Below are 22858 nucleotides of genomic sequence, written 5' to 3' on the forward strand. Positions count from 1 at the left end.
TCAACGTCCTCCATTCCACTCGGTCCGCGGGTTCGCGGACGCCTGGCGCTCGGTCTCGTGACGGTCGGTCTCGTGGAGCTCGGCCTCGTGACGGTTGCTGTCGTCACGGCCGGCGTCGCGGCGGTCGGCCGCCCGCTGCTCGGTGCGGTCACGATCGTGGTCGTGCCCGTTCCGGCGGTCGTGGTGGTCGTGCTGCTCCTCGCCGGCGCCGTCGGTCAGCAGGTCCTCGAACACGGTGCGGTAGCGCACCATCGCGTCCCGCAGGTCCTCAGTGGACGCACCGTCCCGCTTCTGCTGCGTGGTGTGCGCGGCCCGGTAGTGCTCGAGGGTCTTGGCGTGCCGCACGGAAAGGTCGGCCACCTGCTGCTCGTAGCCCTCGGTCGGGTAGCCGCGTTCGGCCATCAGCGAGTTCAGCAGCTGGTCGGCCTCGGCGACCGCCGGGGCCGGCTCGTCGACGAACTTTTCCTGTACCTGCGCCCATTCCCGGACGTAGCGCTCGCGCGCCGACGTCGAAAGCGGCCGGATGTCGAGCTCCTTGTGCCGGCGTTCCCGCTCGGCGAGCTCGCGCTGCGCGGCCCGGGGGCTGTCCTTCTCGGCGACCGTGCGGTCGTACTCGGGACCGAACCGCTGCTGCAGCCGTTTTCGTTGCATTTCCTGCGTCACCAGCCAGATCACGGCGCCGAGCACCGCGACGGCCACGACGACGATCAAGACGATCAGCCATGTGGGCATCGCTCAAACTCCTTCAAGGATGTCAAGCCCCCGATGCGAGCGGTGTTCCCGGATTACCTCGGCCGAAAACGGGCACGGGGCTCCTGACCTCGGGATTCGGCCGTCCGGCGGCGTCGATACGGCCGGATGCCCGCGACCCGCACGGCGAGGTGACGGTGATGACACCGCGTAGCTAGCAGCGTTATCAATATAGTAGTATCGTTGATAACAGTTCGAGTGAAGCGGCGGCCACCGATGCCGCCCGGACCGGAAAGAAGGAACCGATGAGCACCCCCACCGAGTCCCGCGTCGCGATCGTCACCGGCGGCTCCCGCGGCATCGGCCGCCAGGTCGCCGAGCGCCTGGCCGCCGACGGCATGGCGGTCGTCGTCAACTACGCGGGCAACGAGAAGGAGGCCACCGCCACCGTCGAGGCCATCACCGCGCGCGGTGGCCGGGCCATCGCGGCCCGCGCCGACGTGGCCGACCCGGCCGCGGTCGCGGAGCTGTTCGACACCGCGGAACGCACGTACGGCGGCGTGGACGTCGTGGCCCACCTGGCCGGCGTGATGAACCCGCCGACCCCGATCGCCGACACCGACTTCGAGGTCCTCGACCGCGTGCACCGCACCAACATCCGCGGCACGTTCGCGGTGGCCCAGCAGGCCGCGCGGCGGGTGCGCGACGGCGGCGCGGTGATCACCACGTCGACGTCGGTGCTCGGGCTGAACCTGCCCGGCTACGGCGTCTACAACGCGACGAAGGGCGCGGTCGAGGCGATCACCATGATCCTGGCCCGCGAGCTGCGCGGCCGCGACATCACCGTGAACACGGTCGCGCCCGGCCCGACCGCGACCGCGCTGTTCCTCGACGGCAAGGACGAGGAGACCATCGCCCGGATGGCCAAGCAGCCGCCGCTGGAGCGGCTCGGGCAGCCGGAGGACATCGCCGAGGTCGTCGCGTTCCTGGCCGGTCCGGCGCGCTGGGTGAACGGCCAGGTGCTGCGCGCGAACGGCGGCATCGTCTAGCGGGTGAACCGGCTGACGATGACGTGGTCCTTCGCCGGCCCGCGCACCGCCCACTCCTGCCGCCAGCGGGCGGCGCCGGTCACGCGGTACTCCCCGCGGTAGTGGTCGGCCCGGCAGGGGTGGTCCGCCGTCCAGTGGCCTTCGCGCAGGTCGAGGTCGTGGAAGAAGCCGCCGTGGTCGAAGTGGACCGACGCGCGGCCGGGGCCCGCCGGGCGGTAGTGCAGGGTCCGGGTGACCGGCCCGGTGTGACCGCCGAGCCGCAGCTCGCCCTCCTCGTGGTAGACGAGGACGCCGCCGGCCTCGGTGAAGGTGGCGGTCCCGGTCACCTCGCCCGCGGGGTCGCCGTCCGTAGTGCGGATTTCCCGGTCCAGGCGCCAGGCGCCGCCGAAATACGCGGCGAGATCGGGAACCGGCCAGTACTGCACGCCCCCATTCTGGCACCCCGCGGCGGGGCGGGCCGGAACTGTCGGACCCCCGCTCTATAGTCGGGCGGGTGGCAGAGACCGACCTCGCACCCGCGTCCGACGCGCTGGAGACCCTCCGGCGCGTGTTCGGCTACGACAGCTTCCGCGGCGACCAGGCGGCGATCGTCGAGCACGTGATCGCCGGCGGCGACGCGCTCGTGCTGATGCCCACCGGCGGCGGGAAGTCGTTGTGCTACCAGATTCCCGCGCTCGTGCGGCCCGGCGTGGGCGTGGTGGTCTCGCCGCTGATCGCGCTGATGCAGGACCAGGTCGACGCGCTGCGCAACGCCGGCGTCCGCGCCGGTTTCCTCAACTCCACCCAGGATTACGCGGCGCGGCAGGAGGTGGAGTCGGCGTTCCTGAACGGCGAGCTCGACCTGCTCTACCTGGCCCCGGAACGGCTTTCGGTGGAATCCACCGTGCGGCTGCTCGACCGCGGCAAGATCTCGCTGTTCGCGATCGACGAAGCGCACTGCGTCGCCCAGTGGGGCCACGACTTCCGGCCCGACTACCTCCAGCTCTCGGCACTGCACGAGCGGTGGCCGGACGTGCCGCGGATCGCGCTGACGGCGACCGCGACCGAGGCCACGCACAAGGAGATCGCCGCCCGGCTGAACCTCGACGAGGCCCGGCACTTCGTCGCGAGCTTCGACCGGCCGAACATCCAGTACCGGATCGTCGGCAAGAACTCCCCGCAGCGGCAGCTGCTGGAGCTGCTGCGCACCGAGCACCCGGGTGACGCGGGAATCGTCTACTGCCTGTCCCGGAACTCGGTGGAGAAGACCGCGGAGTTCCTGGTGCAGAACGGGATTCCGGCGGTGCCCTACCACGCGGGGCTCGACGCGCGCACCCGCGCGAAGCACCAGTCGCGGTTCCTGCGCGAGGACGGGCTGATCGTGGTCGCGACGATCGCGTTCGGGATGGGCATCGACAAACCGGACGTCCGGTTCGTCGCGCACCTCGACCTGCCGAAGTCGGTCGAGGGCTACTACCAGGAAACCGGCCGCGCGGGCCGCGACGGCCTGCCGTCCACCGCCTGGCTCGCGTACGGGCTGCAGGACGTCGTCCAGCAGCGCAAGATGATCGACACGTCCGAGGGTGACGAGGCACACCGGCGGCGGCTGGGTGCGCACCTGAACGCGATGCTCGCGCTGTGCGAGACGGTCGAGTGCCGCCGCGTGCAGATCCTCAACTACTTCGGGCAGCCGGCCGGCCCGTGCGGCAACTGCGACACGTGCCTGAACCCGCCGGAGAAGTGGGACGGCACGATCCCGGCGCAGAAGCTGCTGTCGACAGTCGTGCGGCTGCGCAACGAGCGGCGCCAGAAGTTCGGTGCCGGCCAGGTCATCGACATCCTGCTCGGCAAGTCCACGCCGAAGGTCACGCAGTTCCAGCACGACACGCTCAAGACGTTCGGCATCGGCACCGAGCTGCGCGAGCCGGAATGGCGGGCGGTGGTGCGGCAACTGCTCGCCCAGGGCCTGCTCGCCGTCGAAGGCGACTACGGCTCGCTCGTGCTCACCGAGACGAGCGCCGAGGTGCTGGGCGGCGGTCGCCAGGTGCTGCTGCGGCGCGAACCCGAGCGGGCGCCCGCCGCGAAGGTCCGCAGCGCCAAGAAGGCCGCCGCCGCGGTCGTGGAGATGCCCGCGGAGGCGGCCCCGCTGTTCGAACGCCTGCGGGCCTGGCGGGCCGCCACCGCGAAGGAACAGGGCGTGCCCGCCTACGTCGTCTTCCACGACGCGACCCTGCGCCAGATCGCCACGCAACGGCCGGCGTCGCTGGCGGATCTGGGCACGGTCAGCGGCGTCGGGGAGAACAAGCTCGCCAAGTACGGCGAGGGGCTCTTGGAGGTCCTGACCGCCGAGTGAGCTACCGGCCGGTGGCCGGCCCGGGGTGGCCCGGCTGCCCGGTCACCGAGTTGACCTTGCGGACCGCGCCGGCGATCTGCTGGTGGTACTTGCCCTTGGTCTTGCCGTCGACGAACTTCGCGGCCTTGCCGACGGCCTGGTTCACCTTTTCGGGGTTCTTCTTGGCGTAGGCGCGAGCCGCACCGGCGGCGCCGGCCAGCATGGTCAGCTTCTTCATCAGAGGCACGGTGGCCCTCCCTCGTCGGTTGCGGTCATCCTGACAACGCGGACGAACCACCCGGAGGTTCCCCGTGTGACGAGGGCCAAAACCTGGGCCCGCCGCGGCCGGCCCCGGAAAAGGCCGCGCGGACCGCCGCCGCGCGGCCCTAGGCTCGCGATCATGCGCGACCTGGCCGCCCTGCCGAAGGCCCACCTGCACGTCCACCTGGAGAGCACGATCCGCCCCGCCACGCTCCGCGAACTGGGCGAGGCGAACGGGGTCGACGTCCCGGGCGAGCCCCCCGTGTTCGACGGCTTCCGCGCCTTCGCCGACTACAACGCGCTGATCCGGTCCTGCCTCCGGCGTCCGGAAGACTTCGAACGCATCGCGCGCGAGTACTGTGAGGACGAAGCCGCGCAGGGCACGCGCTACGCCGAAGTCACCTTCACCGCGGCCTCGCACGGGGAACGGCTGGGCGACCTCGAAATGCCGCTGGCCTCCGTCCTCAAAGGACTATCGCAGAGCACCGACCTGGCGTGGCGGCTGCTGCTCGACCACTCCCGGCGCCGCTCGGTCGAGCGGGCCGGGCGCACCCTCGACCTCGCGCTGAAGTACGACGAAGTCTTCGCGATCGGCATGGCGGGCGAGGAAAACCACTCGCTCCGGCCGTTCGCGACGCTTTTCGAAAAGGCTCATGCGGCCGGCATCCACCTGCTGCACCACACCGGCGAAGACGCCGGGCCCGGCAGCATCCGCGAGGCCATCGAAGTGGGCCGCACGGAACGGCTCGGCCACGGCATCCGCGTCCTCGACGACCCTTCGCTGGTCGCGGAAGTGCGGGCGCGCGGCCTGGCCCTGGAGGTGTGCCCGTCGTCGAACGTGACGCTGGGGCTGGTGCCGTCGCTGCCCGAACACCCGCTCCCCCGCCTGCTCGACGCGGGCCTGACGGTCACGCTCAACACCGACGTCCCGTCGGTCACCGGCGCCGGCCTGGCCGAGGAGTACGCCCGGGTGCAACGGGCGTTCGGCTACGACGACACGACGATGGCGGACTTCGCCCGTGCGAGCGTCACGGCGTCCTTCGCGCCCGAAGCGACCAAACAGGCCATCCTGCGCGGCATCGACGCCTGGCTCACACCGGCAGCAGGCGGGTGACCAGCGTACCGAGCTGGTGCACCGTGCGGCACTCGTGCATCTCCACGACCTCGGCGTACTCCAGCGCCGCCGAGTCCCCGGTGGACCACAGCGACCGCCGTTCCGGGTTGAGCCAGTAGACGTGCCGGGCGCGGGACTTGATGGCGCGGACCGCGTCGAGGTTGGGGTCGCCGCCGTTGGTGCGGGCGTCGCCGAGGATCAGCACCGACGTCCGCGGGCCGATCGCGTCCAGCCAGTTCTCGGTGAACTGGCGCAGGGAGCCGCCGTAGTCGCTGTGGCCGTCCCAGCGCACCAGCGCCGCTTCGGACAGCATGCGCGCGCCCAGGTGTTCGGGGTCGGCCGCGCCGCTGGTGACCAGGTGGGTGACCTCGTCGGCGCTGTCGACGAAGGCGAACACGCGGATCTTGCCGAACTGGTCGCGCAGCGCCTGCACGAGCAGCATGGTGAAGTTCGCGAACCCGGCCACCGAGCCGGAAAGATCGCACAGCAGCACGATTTCCGGCCGTCCGGGCCGCCGGTGGCGGTAGGCCGGGCGCAGCGGCACGCCGCCGGTCGAGAGCGACCGGCGCAGCGTGCGCCGCAGGTCGATCTGGCCGCGCGTCGTCCGCTTGCGGCGGGCGGCCAGGCGCGTCGCCAGTTTGCGGGACAACGGCTGGATGGTGCGCCGCAGCTCCGCGAGCTGGGTGCGGCTGGCGATGAGGAAGTCGACCCGGTCGGGCGACGGCGCGATGGCGTGCTTGGCGACGCGTTCGCGGCCGCGGATCTCGGCCGCGCGGCGCCGCGCCTCCGTGCGGACCTGCCCGCGGAAGCCCTCGACGCGGCGGCGGATCTCGTCGCGGTCGAACCGGTCGGTGAACTCGCCGCGCGCGCCGCCGCCGCGGACCGCGGCCAGCACCCGGGCGATCAGCGTCTGCGGCTGGAGCCGCTCCAGGGTCTGGTGGGCCGAGAAGCCGCCGCCCGGACCCGACGCCGAGCCGTACTGGCCCAGCATGTCGACGGCGAGGCCGGCGAGCTGGGACAACGCCTGCTGGTCACCGTCGGCGAGCGCGGCGGCCAGCTCTTCCCGCAGTTCCTCCAGCGTCGACGGCCGCTCCTCGCGGGCCCGCTCGGGGGTGCCGATCCCCGCCGGGAAGTAGAGGTCGAAGGCGGCGTCGAAGACCGCGCGCTGCCCGCCGCGCCGGACCAGCGCCGCGGCCAGGCCTTCGCGCACCAGCGCCCGGTCGTCGAGGCCGAGCACCTCCAGCGCCGCGGCGGCGTCGACCGTCTCGGCGGGGCCGGCCGGGATGCCCTGGGCGCGCAGCGCCTTGACGAACGCGGCGAGCCGCTCCGGCACGCCGCCGGTCACGACGCGTCCAGGACCTGTTCGAGCTTCAGGCCGGCGCCGGCCTTGGCGATGTCGTCCTGGTGCTTGAGCACGACGCCGAGGCTTTCCCGCACGACCCGCTCGTCCAGCGCGGTCGCCCCGAGCGCGAGCAGGGTGCGCGCCCAGTCGATCGTCTCCGCGACCGACGGCAGCTTGCGCAGGTCCATCGCGCGCAACGCGGCGATCACCCGGACGACGGAATCGGCGAGGGCGGCGTCGATGCCCGGGACCTTGAGCCGGACGATGTCGCGTTCGAGGTCCTCGTCCGGGAAGTCGATGTGCAGGAACAGGCACCGGCGGCGCAGCGCCTCGGACAGCTCGCGGGTCGCGTTGGACGTCAGCACGGCGAACGGCGCGCGCGTGGCGGTGATCGTGCCGAGCTCCGGGACGGTGACCTGGAAGTCGCCGAGCACCTCCAGCAGCAGGCCCTCGACCTCCATGTCGGCCTTGTCGGTCTCGTCGATCAGCAGCACGGTCGGCTCGTCCGACGAGATCGCCGTCAGCAGCGGGCGGCGCAGCAGGAACTCTTCGCCGAAGATGTCGGTGCGCGCGGCCTCCCACGTTTCGTCGCGGCCGGCGGTGATCCGCAGCAGCTGCTTCGCGTGGTTCCACTCGTACAGCGCGCGGGCCTCGTCGATGCCCTCGTAGCACTGCAGGCGCACCAGCCGCGAGCCGCTGACCTGGGCGACGGCCTTGGCCAGCTCGGTCTTGCCGACACCGGCGGGCCCCTCGACCAGCAGCGGCTTGCCGAGCCGGTCGGCGAGGAACACGGTGGTCGCCACCGCCGTGGACGCCAGGTAGCCCGCCTCGGCCAGCCGGGCCGACACGTCGTCGACGGAGGTGAAGAATCCGGTGCCCACCACGTGCCTCCTAAGCGGTCGCTCACCAGGAGCGTACCCGAACAGCGGGCTAGCATCGGCCTCGTGACCTACGTTGCCGCTTCCGGCCGATACGACTCGATCCCCTACCGGCGCTGCGGGCGTTCCGGGCTCAAGCTGCCCGCGATCTCGCTCGGGCTCTGGCACAACTTCGGCCACGACCGGCCGCTGGAAACCCAGCGCGCGATCACCCGCCGCGCGTTCGACCTGGGCATCACCCACTTCGACCTGGCCAACAACTACGGCCCGCCGTACGGCTCGGCGGAGGAGAACTTCGGGCGGCTGCTGGCCACGGACTTCAAGCCGTACCGCGACGAGCTGGTGATCTCCACCAAGGCCGGCTACGACATGTGGCCCGGCCCGTACGGCGAGTGGGGCTCCCGCAAGTACCTGCTGTCCTCCCTGGACCAGTCGCTCGGCCGGCTGGGCCTGGACTACGTCGACATCTTCTACTCGCACCGCTTCGACCCCGAGACGCCCCTGGAGGAGACGGTCGGGGCGCTCGACGCCGCCGTCCGCGCCGGCAAGGCGCTGTACGTCGGGATCTCGTCCTACAACTCGGAGCGGACGGCCGAGGCCGCGCGGCTCCTGCGGGAACTCGGCACGCCGCTGCTGATCCACCAGCCGTCGTACTCGATGCTCAACCGCTGGATCGATGAGGACGGCCTCCTCGACACCCTCGAAGAGGCGGGCGCCGGCTGCATCGCGTTCTCGCCGCTCGCGCAGGGCCTGCTGACGGACAAGTACCTGAAGGGCGTTCCGGCCGACTCCCGCGCGGCGCAGGGCAAGTCCCTCGATCCGGACACCCTCGACGAGAACCGCCTGGGCCGGGTCCGCGCGCTGAACGACATCGCGAGCCGCCGCGGGCAGTCGCTGGCGCAGCTGGCCCTGGCCTGGGCGCTGCGCGACAGCCGGGTGACGTCGGTGCTGATCGGCGCGAGCAGCGTGCGGCAGCTGGAGGACAACGTCGGCGCGCTCGGCAACCTCGAGTTCTCGTCCGAGGAGCTGACCGAGATCGACGGCCACGCGACCGACGCGGACATCAACCTCTGGAAGCGTTCGTCCGACTCCTGAGCCCAGCCGGCGGGGGGTGCCCGCGGGGGCGCCCCCCGTTTTCCACTTTACCGGTGAGCACCGACAGTTTCGGCGTCGTCGCGGCGGGCCTCCGCTTCGGCGTCGCCGCCGCGGGCTTCCCTTTCGGCGTCGCCGCCTTGGGCCTCCGCCGACAGGTCCTGCCACTCGTCCCAGGTCGCGAGCCGGTCCGCGTAAGCCTGCTGGACCATCGGGTAGAAGCCCGTCCCGAAGAGCACCCGAAGGGGTGGGTTGGCCGCGTCGACGACCTTCAGCAGGGCCCGGGCGGCGGCGGCCGGATCCCCGGCCGGCTGCTTGCCCGCGACCTCGGCGATGCGCCGGCGGAGCCCGTCGTAGACCGGGCTGGTCTCGGCGACGTGGCCGTTGGCGAGAGGGTCCGGGTTCTTGCCGTCGCGGGTGGCGTAGCCGCCCGGCTCGATGATCGTGACCTTGACGCCGAAGTCCGCGACCTCCTTGGCCAGGGTTTCGTTCAGGGCTTCGATCGCCCACCTCGACGCCTGGTACGCGCCACCGAGCGGCATCGCGATGAGGCCCGCGGCCGACGACAGCTGGATGAAGTGCCCGGCGCCTTGTTCGCGCAGGACGGGCAGGGCGGCCTGGATGACCCACACCGGGCCGAACACGTTGGTCTCCAGCTGGGCGCGCAGCTCGGGCTCGGTCAGTTCCTCGATGGCGCCGATCTGCGCGTAGCCGGCGTTGTTCACGACGACGTCCAAGCGCCCGAAGTGCTCGGCGGCCCGCTTCACGGTCTCGAAGACCGCGGCTTTGTCGGTCACGTCCAGCTCCAGGGGGAGCACCGCGTCGCCGTAGCGGGCGACGAGGTCGTCGAAACTCCCGGTGGACCGCGCGGTGGCGGCCACCCGGTCGCCTCGGGACAGGGCGGCCTCGACGAAACAGCGGCCCAAGCCGCGCGACGAACCCGTGACGAACCAGACCTTGCTCATGATGTTCCGTTCTCCGCAGTGACATCCGATCGCCCACAGGACACCGGCGGCCGGACGCCCGTGACAGCCGCGCCGCCGTGACGCCGATCACTCGCCACCTCAACGTTTGACCAAATTTCATATTTGGTCATATGCTGCCAACGTGCCTCCAGCCGAAGACCGGGCCGAACGGGCCGAGCGCATCCTCGACGCCGCCGCCGAACTGCTCCTGCGCGCCGGCTACCGGCGGACGACGATCGAGGACGTCGCCGAGCGGGCCGACGTCGGCAAGGGCACCGTCTACCTGCACTGGAAGAACCGCGAAGAGCTGTTCCTCGCCGTCCTGCTCCGCGAGTCGGTCCGGGTGCTCGAAGAGCTCGTGGCGGCGATCGCGGCCGATCCGCTCAGCGTGCGGCTTTCGCGGCTGACGGAGATCCAGTACGCCAACGTGCTGAAGCGTCCGCTGCTCCGGGCCGGGTACGCCGACGACACCGAGACACTCGGCAAGCTGCTGCCGAAGCTGCACGGCAAACTCGACCCCCGCCACGGGGAAGCCTTCGTCGAGTACCTGGAGCTGCTGGCCGCCAACGACCTGCTCCGCGCGGACCGGCCGGCCCGTGAGCTCGTCGTCGCCTTCTCGGCCGTGCTGCACGGGTTCCTCGGCGCCTCCCGGCCCCCCGAACCGGCCCTGCTCGCCGACACGGTCGCGCACGCCTTCGAGCCGCTCGCCGTGTCGACGAGGCAGCTGCGCGCCGTGGCACCGCGGGCACTGGCGCTGTTCACCGAAGCCGTCGCGCTCGACCGCAAACAGCTCGAACGCGCCTACTGAAACCCTGGAGGACCTCGTGCGCACCGGAATCCTGATCGACGAACTCGGCGTCGGCTTCGACGCCATCACGGCCCAAGCCCGCGAAGCGGCGAAGCTCGGCTACGGCACGCTGTGGGTCGCGCAGCGCGGCGGCTGGGACGCGCTCACGGCGCTGCCCGCGCTCGCCGCGGCCGCCCCCGGTGCCGGGCTGGGCACGTGCGTCGTGCCGACGTACTCGCGGCACCCGATCACCATGGCGGCGCAGGCACTGACGGTCCAGGCGGCGGCCGGGGTGCCGGTCCACCTCGGTCTCGGGCTGAGCCACCGGTTCATCGTGGAAGGCGAGTTCGGCTACTCCTATGATCGGCCGATCCGTCATCTGCGCGAGTACCTCCAGGCGCTGCACCCGTTGCTGCGCGGGGAAAAGGCCGACGTTCACGGCGAGTCGCTGACGGCCGCGGGCGCGGTGAACGCGCCCGGCGCGCAGCCGCCGGCCGTGCTGATCGGCTCGGTGAGCCCGCAGTCGACGCGGCTGGCCGGCGAGCTCGCCGACGGCGTCATCACGACCTGGGCCGGCCCGCGGGCGATCGGCGAGTTCGTGGTGCCGGCGCTGGGGCGGCCGGCCCGGGTGGTCTCCGGTCAGCTGATCTGCGTGACGTCCGAAGTGGACGAACGCCGCAACTGGGTCGAGGAGACCTACGGCGGAGCGGCGAGCATCCCGGCGTACCGGGCGATCCTCGACCGCGACGGCCACCAGCGGGTCTCCGACAGCGTGCTCATCGGCGACGAGGAAACCGTGCGCCGCCAGGTGAAGTCCCTCGAGGAGGCAGGCGCGACGGAGCTGCTGGTGATGCCGTTCGGCTCGGCGGAGGAGCAGGCCCGCACCCGCGAACTGCTGGCCCCGTGAACCATCTCTGGGTCGACGCCCCGCATGCGGCCCCGGACGCTTGAGCTCACCCGGCCGCGGGGCGCCCCCCGTTTTCCACTCTACCGGCGAGCACCGACAATTCCGTGCCGCCCGGCGGCCGCCAACGCGGCGACGACACGACCCGCCCGGTGGTGCTCTGGCTGTGCGAGCACGACCGCCGGCCGGCCGAGGTGCGCGTCCACACGGCGAACCCGGCCGGCCGCGAGTGGCTGACCGGGATGGCACGGCGGTACGGGCCCGGCGTGCGCTAACGCGGCGCCGGCAGGTGGGTCGCCTCCGGGAAGAGGTTCAGCGCCCGCAGGGCCGCGCCCAGCTCGGCGATGTCCGCCGGGTTCGTCAGCGACCGGCCGAGTTCTTCCGTGATCCGCTTCAGGCGGTGGCGGATCGTGTTGGGGTGGCAGAACATCCGCTCCGACGTCAGCTTCGTCGAACCCTGGCAGTCGAACCACGCGCGCAGCGTCAGCAGCAGCACGTTGCGGTCGTCGCCCGGCAGGTCGAGCACCGGCTGGAGCACGTGGTGGGCCAGCTGCACCGAGGCCTCCGGGGCGCTGGCCACCAGACCGGCCAGCGGCGACTCGGTGAACTGCACCAGCCCGGGCGTCCCCGGCGTCATGCTCGACAGCGCCACCCGCGCGAGGTGCAGCGCGCGGGCGGTGTTGCCGAGGCCGGTGAACACCGGGCTCATCCCGACCCGGCCCACCGGGTGCTCGCGGACCAGGTCGACGATCGCCGGGGCCGCCGCGGGGTTGCGCAGGGACACCACGCCGACCTGCAGGTCCGGCGTGAGCCGCCACGCCGAGGCGTGCTGGAGCGCGCGCAACCGCGCCTCGACCTGCGGCAGCGGCTCCTGGCCCAGCCGCGGGGTTTCCGCGGCGACGACGACGAACGTGCCGTCCAGGGACAGGTCGAGCACGCGGGCGATGTCCCACAACGTGCCCTCGGTCGCGGCGCCGCCCGCGAACAGCGCCTCCACCAGCGCCGAGCGCCGGTTCTGGTGCGCCACCATGACTTCCGCGGTGGTGTCCCGGTAGGACGTCGTGAGGGCCTCGGCGAGGTCGTCGATCAGCGCCCAGATCGCCGTCGTCGCGGCGACCAGCCCGGCCAGGTCCTGCGCCCCGGCGGTCAGCTCGACGAACCGGTGCCAGACCTCGGTGAGCCCGATCCGGTAGGCCCGCAGCAGCTCCGGCAGCGGCGCGCCCTGCAACGCCCGGGCGCGGCCGGTCGCGCGGGCCTGGGACAGGTCCGGCACGTCCGAGCCGCGCAGGGTGCGCATCACGTGCTCGAGGTTGGCCCGCACCGAGTTCCGCAGCTCGGTGTGCGTGACGAAGCGGGCGTCGGCGTAGACCGGCATTTCGGCGCGGATCTGCCGCACGGTGCTCTCGACGAGTTCCGGCATCGCCGCCTCGACCTCGGTGGCGAGGAGGGCGACGCGCGGCGCGAGCCCGTCGGACAGAAGCGCCTGGTAGTGCATGGTGGCCTCCGGTCCCCGGCCTCCTCGTCGAGGTCCGGGACCGACAGCTAACCCGAACGAGGCCGCCACGTCCGGGTGAACTTTCTACAGCACCCGCGAATGCGGAGGTTCTTTTGTGGAACCTCCGCATTCGCGTCAGGCCAGCTTCGCGGCCGCGCTCTTGATCGCCTCCCGGATCCGGAAGTAGGTGCCGCAGCGGCACACGTTCTGGATGGCGTCGATGTCCGCGTCCGTCGGGTTCTTCGTCTTCTTCAGCAGCGCCACGGCCGCCATGATCTGGCCGGGCTGGCAATAGCCGCACTGCGCGACGTCCTGCTCCAGCCAGGCCTCCTGGACCGGGTGCAGCTCGTCGCCGTCGGCCAGCCCCTCGATCGTGGTGACCTCGCGCCCGGCGCACTCCGACACCGGCGTGACGCAGGGGTTGAACGCCTCGCCGTCGAGGTGGCTGGTGCAGGCCTTGCAGACGTTGATGCCGCAGCCGTACTTCGGCCCGCGGACCTTGAGCTTGTCGCGCAGCGCCCACAGCATCGGCAGGTCGGCGGGCGCGTCGACGGTGACGGTCTTCCCGTTCACCACGAAGGTGTAGTTCGGCATGGGGGTTCTCCTCAGCGCGGGAACGGGTCGAAGTCGACCGGGAAGGTGATCGGGAAGCTGCGGGGCTTGATCCCGGTCGCCCGGGCGTAGGCGTTGGCGATCGCGCCGACCGGCGCCGGCACGCCCAGCTCGCCCGCCCCGCCGATGTCCTCGCCGGTGGCCGGCATGACGTGCACCCGGACGTCCATCGGCGAGTTCTTCTGCCGCGCGTAGTGGAACTGCGAGTAGCTGCCCTCCAGCGGCAGGCCCTTGTCGATGTGCAGCCCCGCGGTGAGCGTCGTCGAAATCGCGTCGGTCAGGCCGCCGAGCATCTGCGCCTGGATCCCGCGCGGGTTCACCGGCTTGCCGACGTCGGCCGCGATGGTCGCCTTCGTGACGCGCGGGTGCTTCGGGTCGCGGGCGTCCAGCTCGACCAGGCAGGCGGTGTAGGACTTGTACTCGCCGTGCACCGCGATCCCCTGCGCGAACCCGGCGGGCATCTTCTTGCCCCACTCGCCGAGTTCGGCGACCTTGTCGAGCACCGCGCGCTGGCGGTCGGACTTGATGAACTCGCGGCGGAAGGCCACCGGGTCCTTGCCGAGCTTCTTCGCGATCTCGTCGACCATGATCTCTTCGGCGCCGCGGGTGTTCGCCGAGTAGACCGACCGCCACGCCGAGGTGTGGAACTTCAGCGGCACCTCGTTGAGCAGCTGCGTGGTGACGCCGAAGTTGTACGGCGACTTGACGGTCAGCAGGAACACCGTCTGCGCGAAGCTGAGGTTGCCGCCGACGGGCAGCTTCGCCGCGAACGCGGTGAGGATTTCGCCGAGCCCGTGGCTCCAGTCGGTCTCGACGCTCGCGACGCGGTGTTCGAACGTCAGCACCTGCCCGAGCGCGAAGGTGGCGCGGATCCGGTGGTAGCTCGCCGCGCGCCCGCGGCCGTGGCGCATGTCGTCGATCCGGCTCCACATCAGCCGGACGGGCTTCTTCATCGCCTTCGAGATGTGCGCGGCTTCGAGGGCGGCGTCGAAGAACAGCCGCCGCCCGAACGACCCGCCGCCCTGCTGGACGTGCACGGTGACCTTGTTCTCCGGCAGCCCGAGCTCCTGGGCGATGGTCTGCTTCGCCACGATCGGCGACTTCAGCCCGGCCCAGATGGTCGCGCTGTCCGCGCGGACGTCGGCGACCGCGGAGTTCGACTCCATCGGCGCGTGGCTGGCGAAGGCGAAGTCGAACTCGCCGTCGACGTACTGGGTCAGCAGCGGCGGCACCACGAACGGCAGCGCGGCGGCCCGCAGCTTCTTCTTGATCGTCTCGTTGTCCTCGCCGTCGACCGTGCCGGGACCCCAGGTGACGTCGAGGGCGTCCTTGCCGTCGAGGGCCTGCCCGAAGGTCTCGGCCATCACCGCGACGCCGGTCTTCACGACCGCGATGTCGATGATCCCGGGCATGGCCCGGACGGCGGCCTCGTTGTTGACCGTCCGCACCGTGCCGTTGATGGTCGGCGGGCGCCGCACCATCACCGGGTTCGCGCCGGGGACGTCGAGGTCCAGCGTGTAGACCTGCTTGCCGGTGACCATCGCGCGGGCGTCCTGGCGCGCGGTCGGTGTCCCGACGAGCGTGTGCGCCGACTCGGCCTTCGGCGCGATGGTCCCGGTGGTCAGGTCCGTGCGCGACGCGGGCCCGGCGAGGGCGCCGTAGGAGGCGCTGCGCCCGTCCGGCGCCCACACCGCACCGTCGCGTGTGGACAGCCGGGCGGCGCCGGTCCCCCACTGCGCCCCGGCCGCGGCGACCATCCGGGCCCGCGCGGTCGCCGCGGTGGCGCGGACCGGGTCGTAGAGCGAGCGCATCGTGTTGGACCCGCCGGTGAGCTGGTTGAACAGCAGCTCGGTGCGGGCGTCGGACAGCACGACGTCGACGCGGTCGAGCGGCAGGTCCAGCTCTTCGGCGACGAGCATGGCCGTCGCCGTCGTGATGCCCTGGCCGACCTCGGCGCGCGGCAGCTGCAGCCGCGCCCGGCCGCCGGACGTCATCTCGAGCACGAGCATCCCGGCGGTCGGCACGCAGGAGAGGGTCAGGACGTCACCGAGGTCGAGGATCTCCGCCGGCTGCGGCAGCGTGGGGACGACGGCTTCGGCGCTGGCCGGGGCGACGGCGTCGGCGGTCAGCTTCGTGGCGACGGTGAGCGTGGGCGCGGCGACCAGGTAGGTCAGGAAGCGGCGGCGGCCGACCTGCCCGGGCTCCGGTTGTTCGGTGGTGGGACTGGCCATCGGGGATCCCTTGCTGGGTGGTGGCGGGGTGCGCGCCACGCTAAGGAGCCGTTGGCCGGTCGTCAACGCGGAGTAGTCGAGTTCGCCCATCTCTGTGACGAGATGACAGTCCGGGCGCCCGAATGTGTGCGCCGCCACAGCGCCGGACGGCCCAGCGGGCTGGTTCAGCCGGCCCCGCGGGCGCGCCGGGCCCGGATCAGGTCCTCGCGGGCGCGGGCGACGCGGGAGCGGACGGTGCCGACCGGGCAGCCGCAGACGTCGGCCGCTTCGGCGTAGGACAGCCCGAGCACCTGGGTCAGGACGAGCACCTCGCGCCGGTCCGGTTCCAGGCCGTCGAGCAGCAGGCGCAGTGCGACGAGCTCCTCGAAGCCGGCCGCGGGATCCGGGGTGCGCTCGGCGGCGGCTGCCCAGTCGGTGCCGGCGATCTTGGGTCGCGCACCGGCGGCCCGGATCTGGTCGACGACGACGCGGCGGGCGATCGACAGCAGCCACGTCCGCGAAGACGAGCGGCCCGCGAAGCGGCGAAGGCTGCCGAAAGCGCGAAGGTAGGTCTCCTGCGTCAGGTCGTCGGCCGCCGCGGCGTCGGTGAGGTGGGCGAGGAAGCGCCAGACGTCGGCCTGGGTGGCGCGGACCCATGCTTCCAGCGCGCGCCGATCGCCGCGACCGGCGGCCAGGGCGAGAGCCGTGACGCGGTCGTCGTCCTCACGGTGGGTCATGATCCGGAAACATACAGCGGCGCGAAGCGCCTCCGTTGAGGGTGGTGGTGGGGAGGAAGGCGGCGTTAGCAGTGACGGGGAACTTCGCGGAGCCGCCGTCCGACTACTCGACCATGAGGTGCGAGGAATGCCGGGAAGCCCTGTCGGCGCGGTTGGACGGCGAGGCGGAGCCGGCTTCGCCCGACGAGCACCTCGCGTCCTGCGCCGCGTGCCGGGAATGGTTCGCCGGCGCGGACCGGCTGCGGCGCGCGATGCTGCTGCGCCCGGCCCCGCCGGTGCCGGATCTGACCGCGGCGATCCTCGAGCGCACGCCCGCCCCCTCCGGCGAGGGCTGGGGGTGGCGGATCGCGCTGGCCGTGGTGGCGATCGCCCAGCTCGGGCTGGCGTTCGCGCAGCTGCTCGGGACGGCCCACGCGCACGACGGCGTCCCCCTCGTCCACCTCGGCCACGAGAGCGGCGCGTGGAACCTGGCGGTGGGCATCGGGCTGCTGACCGCGGCCCTGCGCCCGAAGACGGCGGGCGGCCAGCTGCCCCTGCTGACCGGGTTCGTCGGAGTGCTGCTGGGGCTGTCGGCGGGCGACCTCGCCACCGGCCAGGTCGCGGTGTCGCGCGTGACGACGCACGTGCTCGTGGTGCTCGGCCTGGCGTTGCTCTACGCGGTGCACCGGGCCGACCGGCACCGGGGCACTCCGTTCCCGGCGGCCACGGCCGGCGACGGCACCGCGACGCTCGAGTCCACTGTGGACGCTCCGGCGGCGGGACGGCCGCGCCCCCGTCCCTTCCGGCGGCAGGCCCACGGCCTGAGCACCCAGCGGGTCACTCGACCTGCTTCACCGCCCACTCCGCCCACTCGCGCTGCATGACCGAGAAGCGCTTGCCCCACTCCAGGACCAGCCGGCCGTACCGCGACTGGTTGTCCTCGCCCCAGTCGATCGTGGCTTCCAGCTCCTCGAGCCGCCGCTCGCGCTCCTGTCCCGACTCCCCCATCGCCGCCAGGTAGCCGCGCGCCTGGTCCGGGGCGACCGAGCCGAGGAAGTACACCCGCAACAGGCCGGCGCTGCGGGGCGGGCCCCCGGGGTCGGCCTCGACCAGCCAGTGCCGCAGCTCCTCGAGCCCGGCTTCGGTGATCTCGTACTCCTTGCGCCCGCGCGGCCCCTCGGCGCGAGCGCGGATCATGCCCGCGGCCTGCAGCTTGCCGAGCTCACCGTAGAGCTGGCTCTGCGTCGCGGGCCAGACGTCGGCCATCGCCCGCTCGAACCGTTTCAGCAGGTCGTAGCCGCTTCCGGGCTCGTCGGCCAGCATCCCCAGCACCGCGTGTCGAAGGCTCATACCGCCATCATGACATTCCACTATTGACATGTCCAACCGACACGTTCTAACTTCGACCTGTCAAAGTTGGAATGTCGGGGAGGAACCTCTCGTGAACTACCTGAAGAGCCTGCTGCCGTGGATCGCGTTCGCCGTGGTCGCGACCCAGTTCGACTGGCGCTGGTCGGCCCTGACCGGCCTGGTGATCTCCGCCGCGCTGCTCCTGCTCGCCCGCCGAGACGGCCGCAAGGCCGGCACGCTGATCATCGAATGGAGCGGGTTCGCCTTCTTCGCCCTGCTCACCGCCGTCGCGTTCGGCTTCCCCGCGTCACCGCTGAAGACCTACACCGGCGCGCTCACCGACGCGTGGCTGGCGCTCACCGCCTGGGGCTCGCTCGCCATCGGGAAGCCCTTCACCCTCGGCATCGCCCGCACGTCGACCCCGGAGGCGCTCTGGGACAACCCGATCTTCAAGCGGGTCAACGTGATCATCACGGCAGTGTGGGCGGCGAGCTTCACCGTCGGCGGCATCGCGGGCATCGTCCTGCTGAACTTCGCGCCGCACGCCACCTTCGCGCTGATCGCGCTCAAGGTCCTCTGCTTCGCCGTCCCGGTCGCCTTCACCATCCGCTACCCGCGCATCGTGCGCGCCCGCGCCGCCCGGGAAGCCGCATGACCACCTCCGCCTTCCACCTCACCGGGGCCTACGCGCCCGTCCACGACGAGCTGACCGCGTTCGACCTCCCGGTGACCGGCGCCCTGCCGCCCGAGCTGACCGGCTGGTACCTGCGCAACGGCCCGAACCCGCGCGGGGACAGCAAGCACTGGTTCACCGGCGACGGCATGGTCCACGGCGTCCGCCTCGAGCGCGGCCGCGCCGCCTGGTACCGCAACCGCTGGGTGCGCACCGAGAGCTTCGCGGACCCGGATCTCGAGCTGTACAACGAAGACGGCACGCGGAACCTGCACAGCAGCGTCGCGAACACGCACGTCGTGAACCACGCCGGCCGCACGCTCGCGCTCGTCGAGTCGTCGCTGCCGTACGAGATCACGACGGACCTCGAAACCGTGGGCGTGTACGACTTCGGCGGCGAACTGGCCGACGCGATGACCGCGCACCCGAAGATCTGCCCGGTGACCGGGGAACTGCACTTCTTCGGCTACGGCAGCATCACCGCCCCGCACGTGGGCTACTACCGCGCCGACGCGGCCGGGAAGCTCGTCGTCAAACAGCCGATCGACGTGCCCGGGCTGACGATGATGCATGACTTCGCGCTCACCGGGGCGAACGTCGTGTTCTACGACCTGCCGGTGGTGTTCGACCGGGCGTCGGTCGGCCGGGGCATGCCGTACCGCTGGGACCCCGGCTACGGCGCCCGGCTCGGCGTGCTGCGCCGCGACCGGCCCGAGGCCGGCGTGCGCTGGCTGGCGATCGAGCCCTGCTACGTCTTCCACACGCTCAACGCGTTCGATACGCCCGACGGCCGGATCGTCGTGCACGTGATGCGCTACGACCACCAGTGGTGGGCCAGCCACGAAGACCCGCCGGCGTCGCTGTGGCGCTGGACGATCGACCTCGCGGCCGGCACGGTGACCGAGGACCGGCTCGACGACCGGCCGGGCGAGTTCCCCCGCATCGACGACCGGCTCACCGGGTCCGACGCGCGCTTCGGGCACGTCACCGGCCGCGACGTCCTGCGCCGCCACGACCTGCACACGGACACGGCCACCGAGCACGTCTTCGCGCCCGGGCGCACCCCCGGCGAGGCGGTGTTCGTCCCCGCCGAGCACGGCGAAGGCTGGCTGCTCACCTACGTCCACGACGCGGCGGAGGATCGCAGCGACCTCGTCGTGCTCGACGCCGGGAACCTCGCCGCGGCGCCGGTGGCGACCGTCCACCTCCCACAGCGGGTGCCCGCGGGCTTCCACGGGAACTGGCTGCCGGACGCGTGAGCGCTCAGGCGAACTTGGTCTTCGGGCGCTCCTGCCGGACGTCGTCGACGTAGACGTCCACCTTCTCGTCGAGGAACGCGACCAGCCCGGCGACGCGGGTGCTCTCGGGCAGCGGCGTCGGGTAGCTCCAGGCGAGGTCCTCGTGCCCGGCGACGTCGAAGTGCTCGGCGGCGCCCTTGTACGGGCAGTGCGTCACGACGTCGACCTTCTCCAGGAGGTCCATCCGGACGTCCACGCGGGGCAGGTAGTAGCGGGTCGGCAGGCCGGTCTCGAACAGCAGGTGCGGCCGCACGGTGTCGGCGACGGTCTCGCCGTCGACCTCGATCCGGACGTGCCGCGAGCTCGGCAGGATGTCGACGCGGACGCCGGGGTCGCGCGGGTGCGTGAAGATCTGTTCGTCCTCTTCGAACCAGTCGAACGCGCCGAACTCGAAGCGGACGTGGCCGCGGAGCTCTTCGATCGGGGAATCCGGGTACTCCAGCGCGCCGTCCACCGCCTCGGCTCCGGCACCCTTTATCGTCGACAGAACAGCTTCTCCGCGGCTCGGCGAGTGCGCCGTCCGGCCGGAGGGGGTGAGAACACCGCTCACGACGTCCGCGCGCGGGATGTAGTACGTGGGGTAGTACGGAACTTCCCACACCAGGAGGGGGTGCACCGTGTCCGCGACGACCTGCCCGCCGAGGAACACCCGTACCCGCTTCGCGCCTTGTGCCACGCGGACCCGGCCGCGTCCCGGAGTGCTCATGCACCGCTCAACGGGCCGCGAAGGACGGGTATTCCGGCGGGCTCCGGGGCTGGACGGCTAGCGTGGCAGGCAGCACGAGGACGACAGGAGGCGGGCACGGGTGACCGGCGCAGCAATCCCCACGGTCGGTACCCCCGCCGGGATGCGCAAGATCAACCAGCGGGCGGTGCTGGACCTGCTGCGCCGCGGCGGGCCGGCGACCCGGCCGCAGGTGGCGAAGGACACCGGGCTGTCGAAGCCGACGGTCAGCCAGGCGCTGCTGGCGCTGGAGGCGGCCGGGCTGGCCCGGCCGACCGGGCAGACGTCCACCGGCACCGGGCGCTCGGCCGTGCTGTACGAAGCCGACCCCACCGCGGGGTACGTGCTGGGGGTCGACATCGGCCGCGAGCACCTGCGGGTCGCGGTGTCGGACCTCGGCCGGACGCTCGTGGCGCGCCGCGACGAGCGCAACACGGCACGGTCCGGCGCGGCCCTGGTGACGGCGGTCGGGAAGATCGCGGCCGCGGCGGTCGCGGAGGCCGGCCTCGCGGCGGGCGACATCGTTGTCCGCGTGGTCGGCTCCCCCGGCGTCGCCGATCCGGAGAAGCGGTGTTTCCGGCACGCGCCGAACCTGCCCGGCTGGGGCCGCGCGGGCCTGATCGACGACCTCGAAGCGGCGCTGGGCCCGGACCTGATGGTGGAGAACGACGCGAACCTCACCGCGGTCGGCGAGTGGGAGAGCGGCGCCGCGCGCGGGGCGTCGGTGTTCGGCTGCATCACGATCGGCACCGGCGTCGGCATGGGCCTGATGGTCGACGGCCGGGTGTTCCGCGGCGCGACCGGCGCGGCGGGCGAGATCGGCTACCTCCCGTACGGCCGCACGCGCGCGGCCGACGAGCCCGGCACCCCGCCCGCGCGCGGGCACCTCGAAGAGGCGACGGCGGCCCAGTCGGTCGTCCAGGGCGCCCGCGAACTCGGGCTGGGCACGGCGAAATCGGCCCGTGAGGTGTTCCGCCTGGCCCGCGAAGGCGACGAGCTGGCCCGCCAGGCACTGGCGGCGGAAGCCGACCGCCTGGCGTACACGGTGGCCTCGGTGGCGGCGGTGATCGACCCGGAGCTGATCGTCCTGGGCGGCGGCATGGGCACGGCGGCCGACCTGCTGCTGGAGCCGATCGACCGCGCGTTGCGCGCGTTCACGCCGCTGGTGCCGAAGGTGGTCCAGGGCGAGCTGGGCGAGGACGCGGTGCTGACCGGCGCGATCAGCGTGGGCCTGCGGGCGGCCGAGGGGCTGGTGTTCGACCGCCGGGTGGGTGCCGGCTAGACCGCGTGGGCCTCGCCGAGCAGCCGCTCGCCGAGCGACGTGACGAAGTGGACCACCTGGTGGCGCCGGCGGTGGCTGACGATCAGCTCGCCCGCCCGGAGCACCGCCGTGTGTTTGGACACCGCCGGGAGGGAGATGCCGAGGCGGCCGCTGAGCCGGCTCGTGCTCGAGCCGGGGTGCCGGGCGATGGCCCGCAGGACGTTCGCCCGGGTTCGCCCGATCAGGTCGGCGAGGCTCCCCGGGGCGACCTGGGCCTCGGGCCACCAGCGTGCTCCGTCGAGCGGGCCGGCGGGGTAGGTGATCGTCGGGACCGCCACGCCGACCAGGAAATCCGGGGTCCGCGCGAACACCGACGGCACCAGGCACAGCCCGCGCCCGCCGAGCTCGACGTCGGCGTCCGGCATCTCCGGCACGGCGCACCACAACGTCGGTGCCTGCCACCTCAGCGCCGGGTGCAGGCTCGAGAAAAGCCCCTCGACGCCCCCTTCGGCGAGGATCGCGGCGCGTCGCCGCAGGTCGGCCCGCAGGTGCTCGGTGATCGTGGGCCACACCGGGGCGATCGCGGCGTCGTGGTAGCCGCAGTACTCGTCGACGACCCGGTCGACGACCTCACGATCCCCGTCGGCGAGCGGCCGGCCCCAGGCCGGGAGGCGCCCGCGGCGTTCGAGGTACTGCGCGGGTGGGAGCAGGCGGCCCCGCGGCGTGCTCCGGACGTGGTCCCAGGCGGTGTCGAGCCGCGGTTCGGTGACGCACAGAAACGCGGGCCAGAGCCCCGACGGGCCGATGAGCTGCCGCAACATCGGCAGCGGCGTGCGCACGCGCGACGCCGCCAGCGCACGCCAGGGCGCGAAGGCCGGGCCACCCCGGCGACGCAGCAGTAACTCCAGGCTGAACGCCGCCTCGACGAGCGGAGCCGGCTCGAGCACGAGCCTGGTCCTGGCCAGGTCGGCCGCCGTGAAATGAATACGAATCATCGTCCCCTCCCCCGGCAAGTTTTCCCCAGGAGGAAAGGTTGTGGAAGAGGTGGCCGCCGATGCCCGAAGCTCGGCTTTGCCCGCGCGGCAACGGAACCGCGAATCCGCGGAAAGCCGGCAGGCGGGTGCAC

24 protein-coding genes are annotated in these 22858 nt (G+C 72.3%); 11 read left to right on the forward strand and 13 right to left on the reverse strand.

Features of this window, described 5'->3' with window-relative positions; genetic code table 11:
• Positions 1-732: a hypothetical protein gene (locus C2L58_RS34700; protein WP_103341866.1), complete on the reverse strand. Its 732-nt coding sequence runs from the start codon at positions 730-732 to the stop codon at positions 1-3.
• A gap of 263 nt (positions 733-995) precedes the next feature.
• On the opposite strand from C2L58_RS34700, the gene C2L58_RS34705 reads away from it, so the two are divergent.
• The gene (locus C2L58_RS34705; protein WP_103341867.1) at positions 996-1739 is read left to right on the forward strand and encodes an SDR family oxidoreductase; all 744 of its coding nucleotides are present in this window, start codon (positions 996-998) and stop codon (positions 1737-1739) included.
• Here C2L58_RS34705 and C2L58_RS34710 read toward each other — a convergent pair.
• Entirely contained in the window at positions 1736-2164 is a 429-nt protein-coding gene (locus C2L58_RS34710) for a DUF6314 family protein (protein WP_103341868.1), read from the reverse strand. The two genes, C2L58_RS34705 and C2L58_RS34710, sit on opposite strands and share 4 nt — an antisense overlap.
• A 68-nt stretch (positions 2165-2232) precedes the next feature.
• Between C2L58_RS34710 and recQ the strand changes: the two genes are divergently transcribed.
• A complete protein-coding gene (recQ, locus tag C2L58_RS34715; protein ID WP_103341869.1) occupies positions 2233-4071 on the forward strand; it encodes a DNA helicase RecQ in 1839 nt (612 codons plus the stop codon).
• Position 4072: 1 nt separating this feature from the next.
• On the opposite strand, the gene C2L58_RS34720 is transcribed toward recQ, so the two are convergent.
• A complete protein-coding gene (locus C2L58_RS34720) occupies positions 4073-4288 on the reverse strand; it encodes an antitoxin (RefSeq protein WP_441296351.1) in 216 nt (71 codons plus the stop codon).
• A gap of 162 nt (positions 4289-4450) precedes the next feature.
• Between C2L58_RS34720 and add the strand changes: the two genes are divergently transcribed.
• Complete coding sequence (add, locus tag C2L58_RS34725; RefSeq protein ID WP_103341871.1) at positions 4451-5425, forward strand: adenosine deaminase; 975 nt, start codon at positions 4451-4453, stop codon at positions 5423-5425.
• Here add and C2L58_RS34730 read toward each other — a convergent pair.
• On the reverse strand, positions 5403-6770 hold the full coding sequence (locus tag C2L58_RS34730; RefSeq protein WP_103341872.1) for a vWA domain-containing protein: 1368 nt from the start codon (positions 6768-6770) through the stop codon (positions 5403-5405). The genes add and C2L58_RS34730 overlap by 23 nt on opposite strands.
• Entirely contained in the window at positions 6767-7648 is an 882-nt protein-coding gene (locus C2L58_RS34735; RefSeq protein WP_103341873.1) for an AAA family ATPase, read from the reverse strand. Before C2L58_RS34735 ends, C2L58_RS34730 begins: the two co-directional genes overlap by 4 nt.
• A gap of 63 nt (positions 7649-7711) precedes the next feature.
• Between C2L58_RS34735 and mgrA the strand changes: the two genes are divergently transcribed.
• Entirely contained in the window at positions 7712-8740 is a 1029-nt protein-coding gene (gene mgrA / locus C2L58_RS34740) for an L-glyceraldehyde 3-phosphate reductase (RefSeq protein ID WP_103341874.1), read from the forward strand.
• Positions 8741-8787: 47 nt separating this feature from the next.
• Here mgrA and C2L58_RS34745 read toward each other — a convergent pair whose 3' ends face one another.
• Positions 8788-9702 carry an SDR family NAD(P)-dependent oxidoreductase gene (locus tag C2L58_RS34745; protein WP_233226106.1) on the reverse strand — a complete coding sequence of 305 codons (915 nt, stop codon included), beginning with the start codon at positions 9700-9702 and terminating at the stop codon, positions 8788-8790.
• A 142-nt stretch (positions 9703-9844) separates the two neighbouring features.
• Between C2L58_RS34745 and C2L58_RS34750 the strand changes: the two genes are divergently transcribed.
• The 3 genes from C2L58_RS34750 to C2L58_RS49485 all read left to right on the forward strand — a co-directional run bounded on the left by C2L58_RS34750 (position 9845) and on the right by C2L58_RS49485 (position 11668).
• Entirely contained in the window at positions 9845-10510 is a 666-nt protein-coding gene (locus tag C2L58_RS34750) for a TetR/AcrR family transcriptional regulator (protein ID WP_103341875.1), read from the forward strand.
• A 16-nt stretch (positions 10511-10526) separates the two neighbouring features.
• The gene (locus C2L58_RS34755; RefSeq protein ID WP_199191604.1) at positions 10527-11396 is read left to right on the forward strand and encodes a TIGR03564 family F420-dependent LLM class oxidoreductase; all 870 of its coding nucleotides are present in this window, start codon (positions 10527-10529) and stop codon (positions 11394-11396) included.
• Between the two features lie 104 nt (positions 11397-11500).
• Positions 11501-11668, forward strand: a complete 168-nt coding sequence (locus tag C2L58_RS49485; protein ID WP_158264213.1) for a cyclic-phosphate processing receiver domain-containing protein — start codon at positions 11501-11503, stop codon at positions 11666-11668.
• On the opposite strand, the gene C2L58_RS34760 is transcribed toward C2L58_RS49485, so the two are convergent.
• The 4 genes from C2L58_RS34760 to C2L58_RS34775 form a co-directional block, all read right to left on the reverse strand.
• The gene (locus C2L58_RS34760; RefSeq protein WP_103341876.1) at positions 11665-12888 is read right to left on the reverse strand and encodes a PucR family transcriptional regulator; all 1224 of its coding nucleotides are present in this window, start codon (positions 12886-12888) and stop codon (positions 11665-11667) included. The genes C2L58_RS49485 and C2L58_RS34760 overlap by 4 nt on opposite strands.
• Before the next feature lie 135 nt (positions 12889-13023).
• Positions 13024-13482, reverse strand: a complete 459-nt coding sequence (locus C2L58_RS34765) for a (2Fe-2S)-binding protein (RefSeq protein WP_013224858.1) — start codon at positions 13480-13482, stop codon at positions 13024-13026.
• 11 nt (positions 13483-13493) lie between these two features.
• A complete protein-coding gene (locus tag C2L58_RS34770) occupies positions 13494-15731 on the reverse strand; it encodes a xanthine dehydrogenase family protein molybdopterin-binding subunit (RefSeq protein ID WP_103341877.1) in 2238 nt (745 codons plus the stop codon).
• Between the two features lie 164 nt (positions 15732-15895).
• Positions 15896-16447 carry a sigma-70 family RNA polymerase sigma factor gene (locus C2L58_RS34775; protein WP_103341878.1) on the reverse strand — a complete coding sequence of 184 codons (552 nt, stop codon included), beginning with the start codon at positions 16445-16447 and terminating at the stop codon, positions 15896-15898.
• A gap of 71 nt (positions 16448-16518) precedes the next feature.
• Here C2L58_RS34775 and C2L58_RS34780 point away from each other — a divergent pair, with 71 nt between their 5' ends.
• Positions 16519-17310: a zf-HC2 domain-containing protein gene (locus C2L58_RS34780; RefSeq protein ID WP_233226107.1), complete on the forward strand. Its 792-nt coding sequence runs from the start codon at positions 16519-16521 to the stop codon at positions 17308-17310.
• On the opposite strand, the gene C2L58_RS34785 is transcribed toward C2L58_RS34780, so the two are convergent.
• A complete protein-coding gene (locus C2L58_RS34785; protein WP_103341879.1) occupies positions 17264-17776 on the reverse strand; it encodes a PadR family transcriptional regulator in 513 nt (170 codons plus the stop codon). The two genes, C2L58_RS34780 and C2L58_RS34785, sit on opposite strands and share 47 nt — an antisense overlap.
• A gap of 91 nt (positions 17777-17867) precedes the next feature.
• On the opposite strand from C2L58_RS34785, the gene C2L58_RS34790 reads away from it, so the two are divergent.
• Together C2L58_RS34790 and C2L58_RS34795 are read left to right on the forward strand one after the other, a co-directional pair.
• Positions 17868-18431, forward strand: a complete 564-nt coding sequence (locus tag C2L58_RS34790) for a hypothetical protein (RefSeq protein ID WP_103341880.1) — start codon at positions 17868-17870, stop codon at positions 18429-18431.
• On the forward strand, positions 18428-19708 hold the full coding sequence (locus C2L58_RS34795; RefSeq protein ID WP_103341881.1) for a carotenoid oxygenase family protein: 1281 nt from the start codon (positions 18428-18430) through the stop codon (positions 19706-19708). Before C2L58_RS34790 ends, C2L58_RS34795 begins: the two co-directional genes overlap by 4 nt.
• A 4-nt stretch (positions 19709-19712) precedes the next feature.
• Here C2L58_RS34795 and C2L58_RS34800 read toward each other — a convergent pair whose 3' ends face one another.
• Complete coding sequence (locus C2L58_RS34800) at positions 19713-20453, reverse strand: DUF427 domain-containing protein (RefSeq protein WP_199191605.1); 741 nt, start codon at positions 20451-20453, stop codon at positions 19713-19715.
• Positions 20454-20553: 100 nt separating this feature from the next.
• Between C2L58_RS34800 and C2L58_RS34805 the strand changes: the two genes are divergently transcribed.
• Positions 20554-21753 carry an ROK family transcriptional regulator gene (locus C2L58_RS34805; protein WP_103341883.1) on the forward strand — a complete coding sequence of 400 codons (1200 nt, stop codon included), beginning with the start codon at positions 20554-20556 and terminating at the stop codon, positions 21751-21753.
• On the opposite strand, the gene C2L58_RS34810 is transcribed toward C2L58_RS34805, so the two are convergent.
• The gene (locus C2L58_RS34810; protein ID WP_158264214.1) at positions 21750-22727 is read right to left on the reverse strand and encodes a winged helix-turn-helix domain-containing protein; all 978 of its coding nucleotides are present in this window, start codon (positions 22725-22727) and stop codon (positions 21750-21752) included. The genes C2L58_RS34805 and C2L58_RS34810 overlap by 4 nt on opposite strands.
• Between the last annotated feature and the right edge of the window lie 131 nt (positions 22728-22858).

The organism is Amycolatopsis sp. CA-126428, from assembly GCF_002904335.1.
Classification (GTDB): domain Bacteria; phylum Actinomycetota; class Actinomycetes; order Mycobacteriales; family Pseudonocardiaceae; genus Amycolatopsis.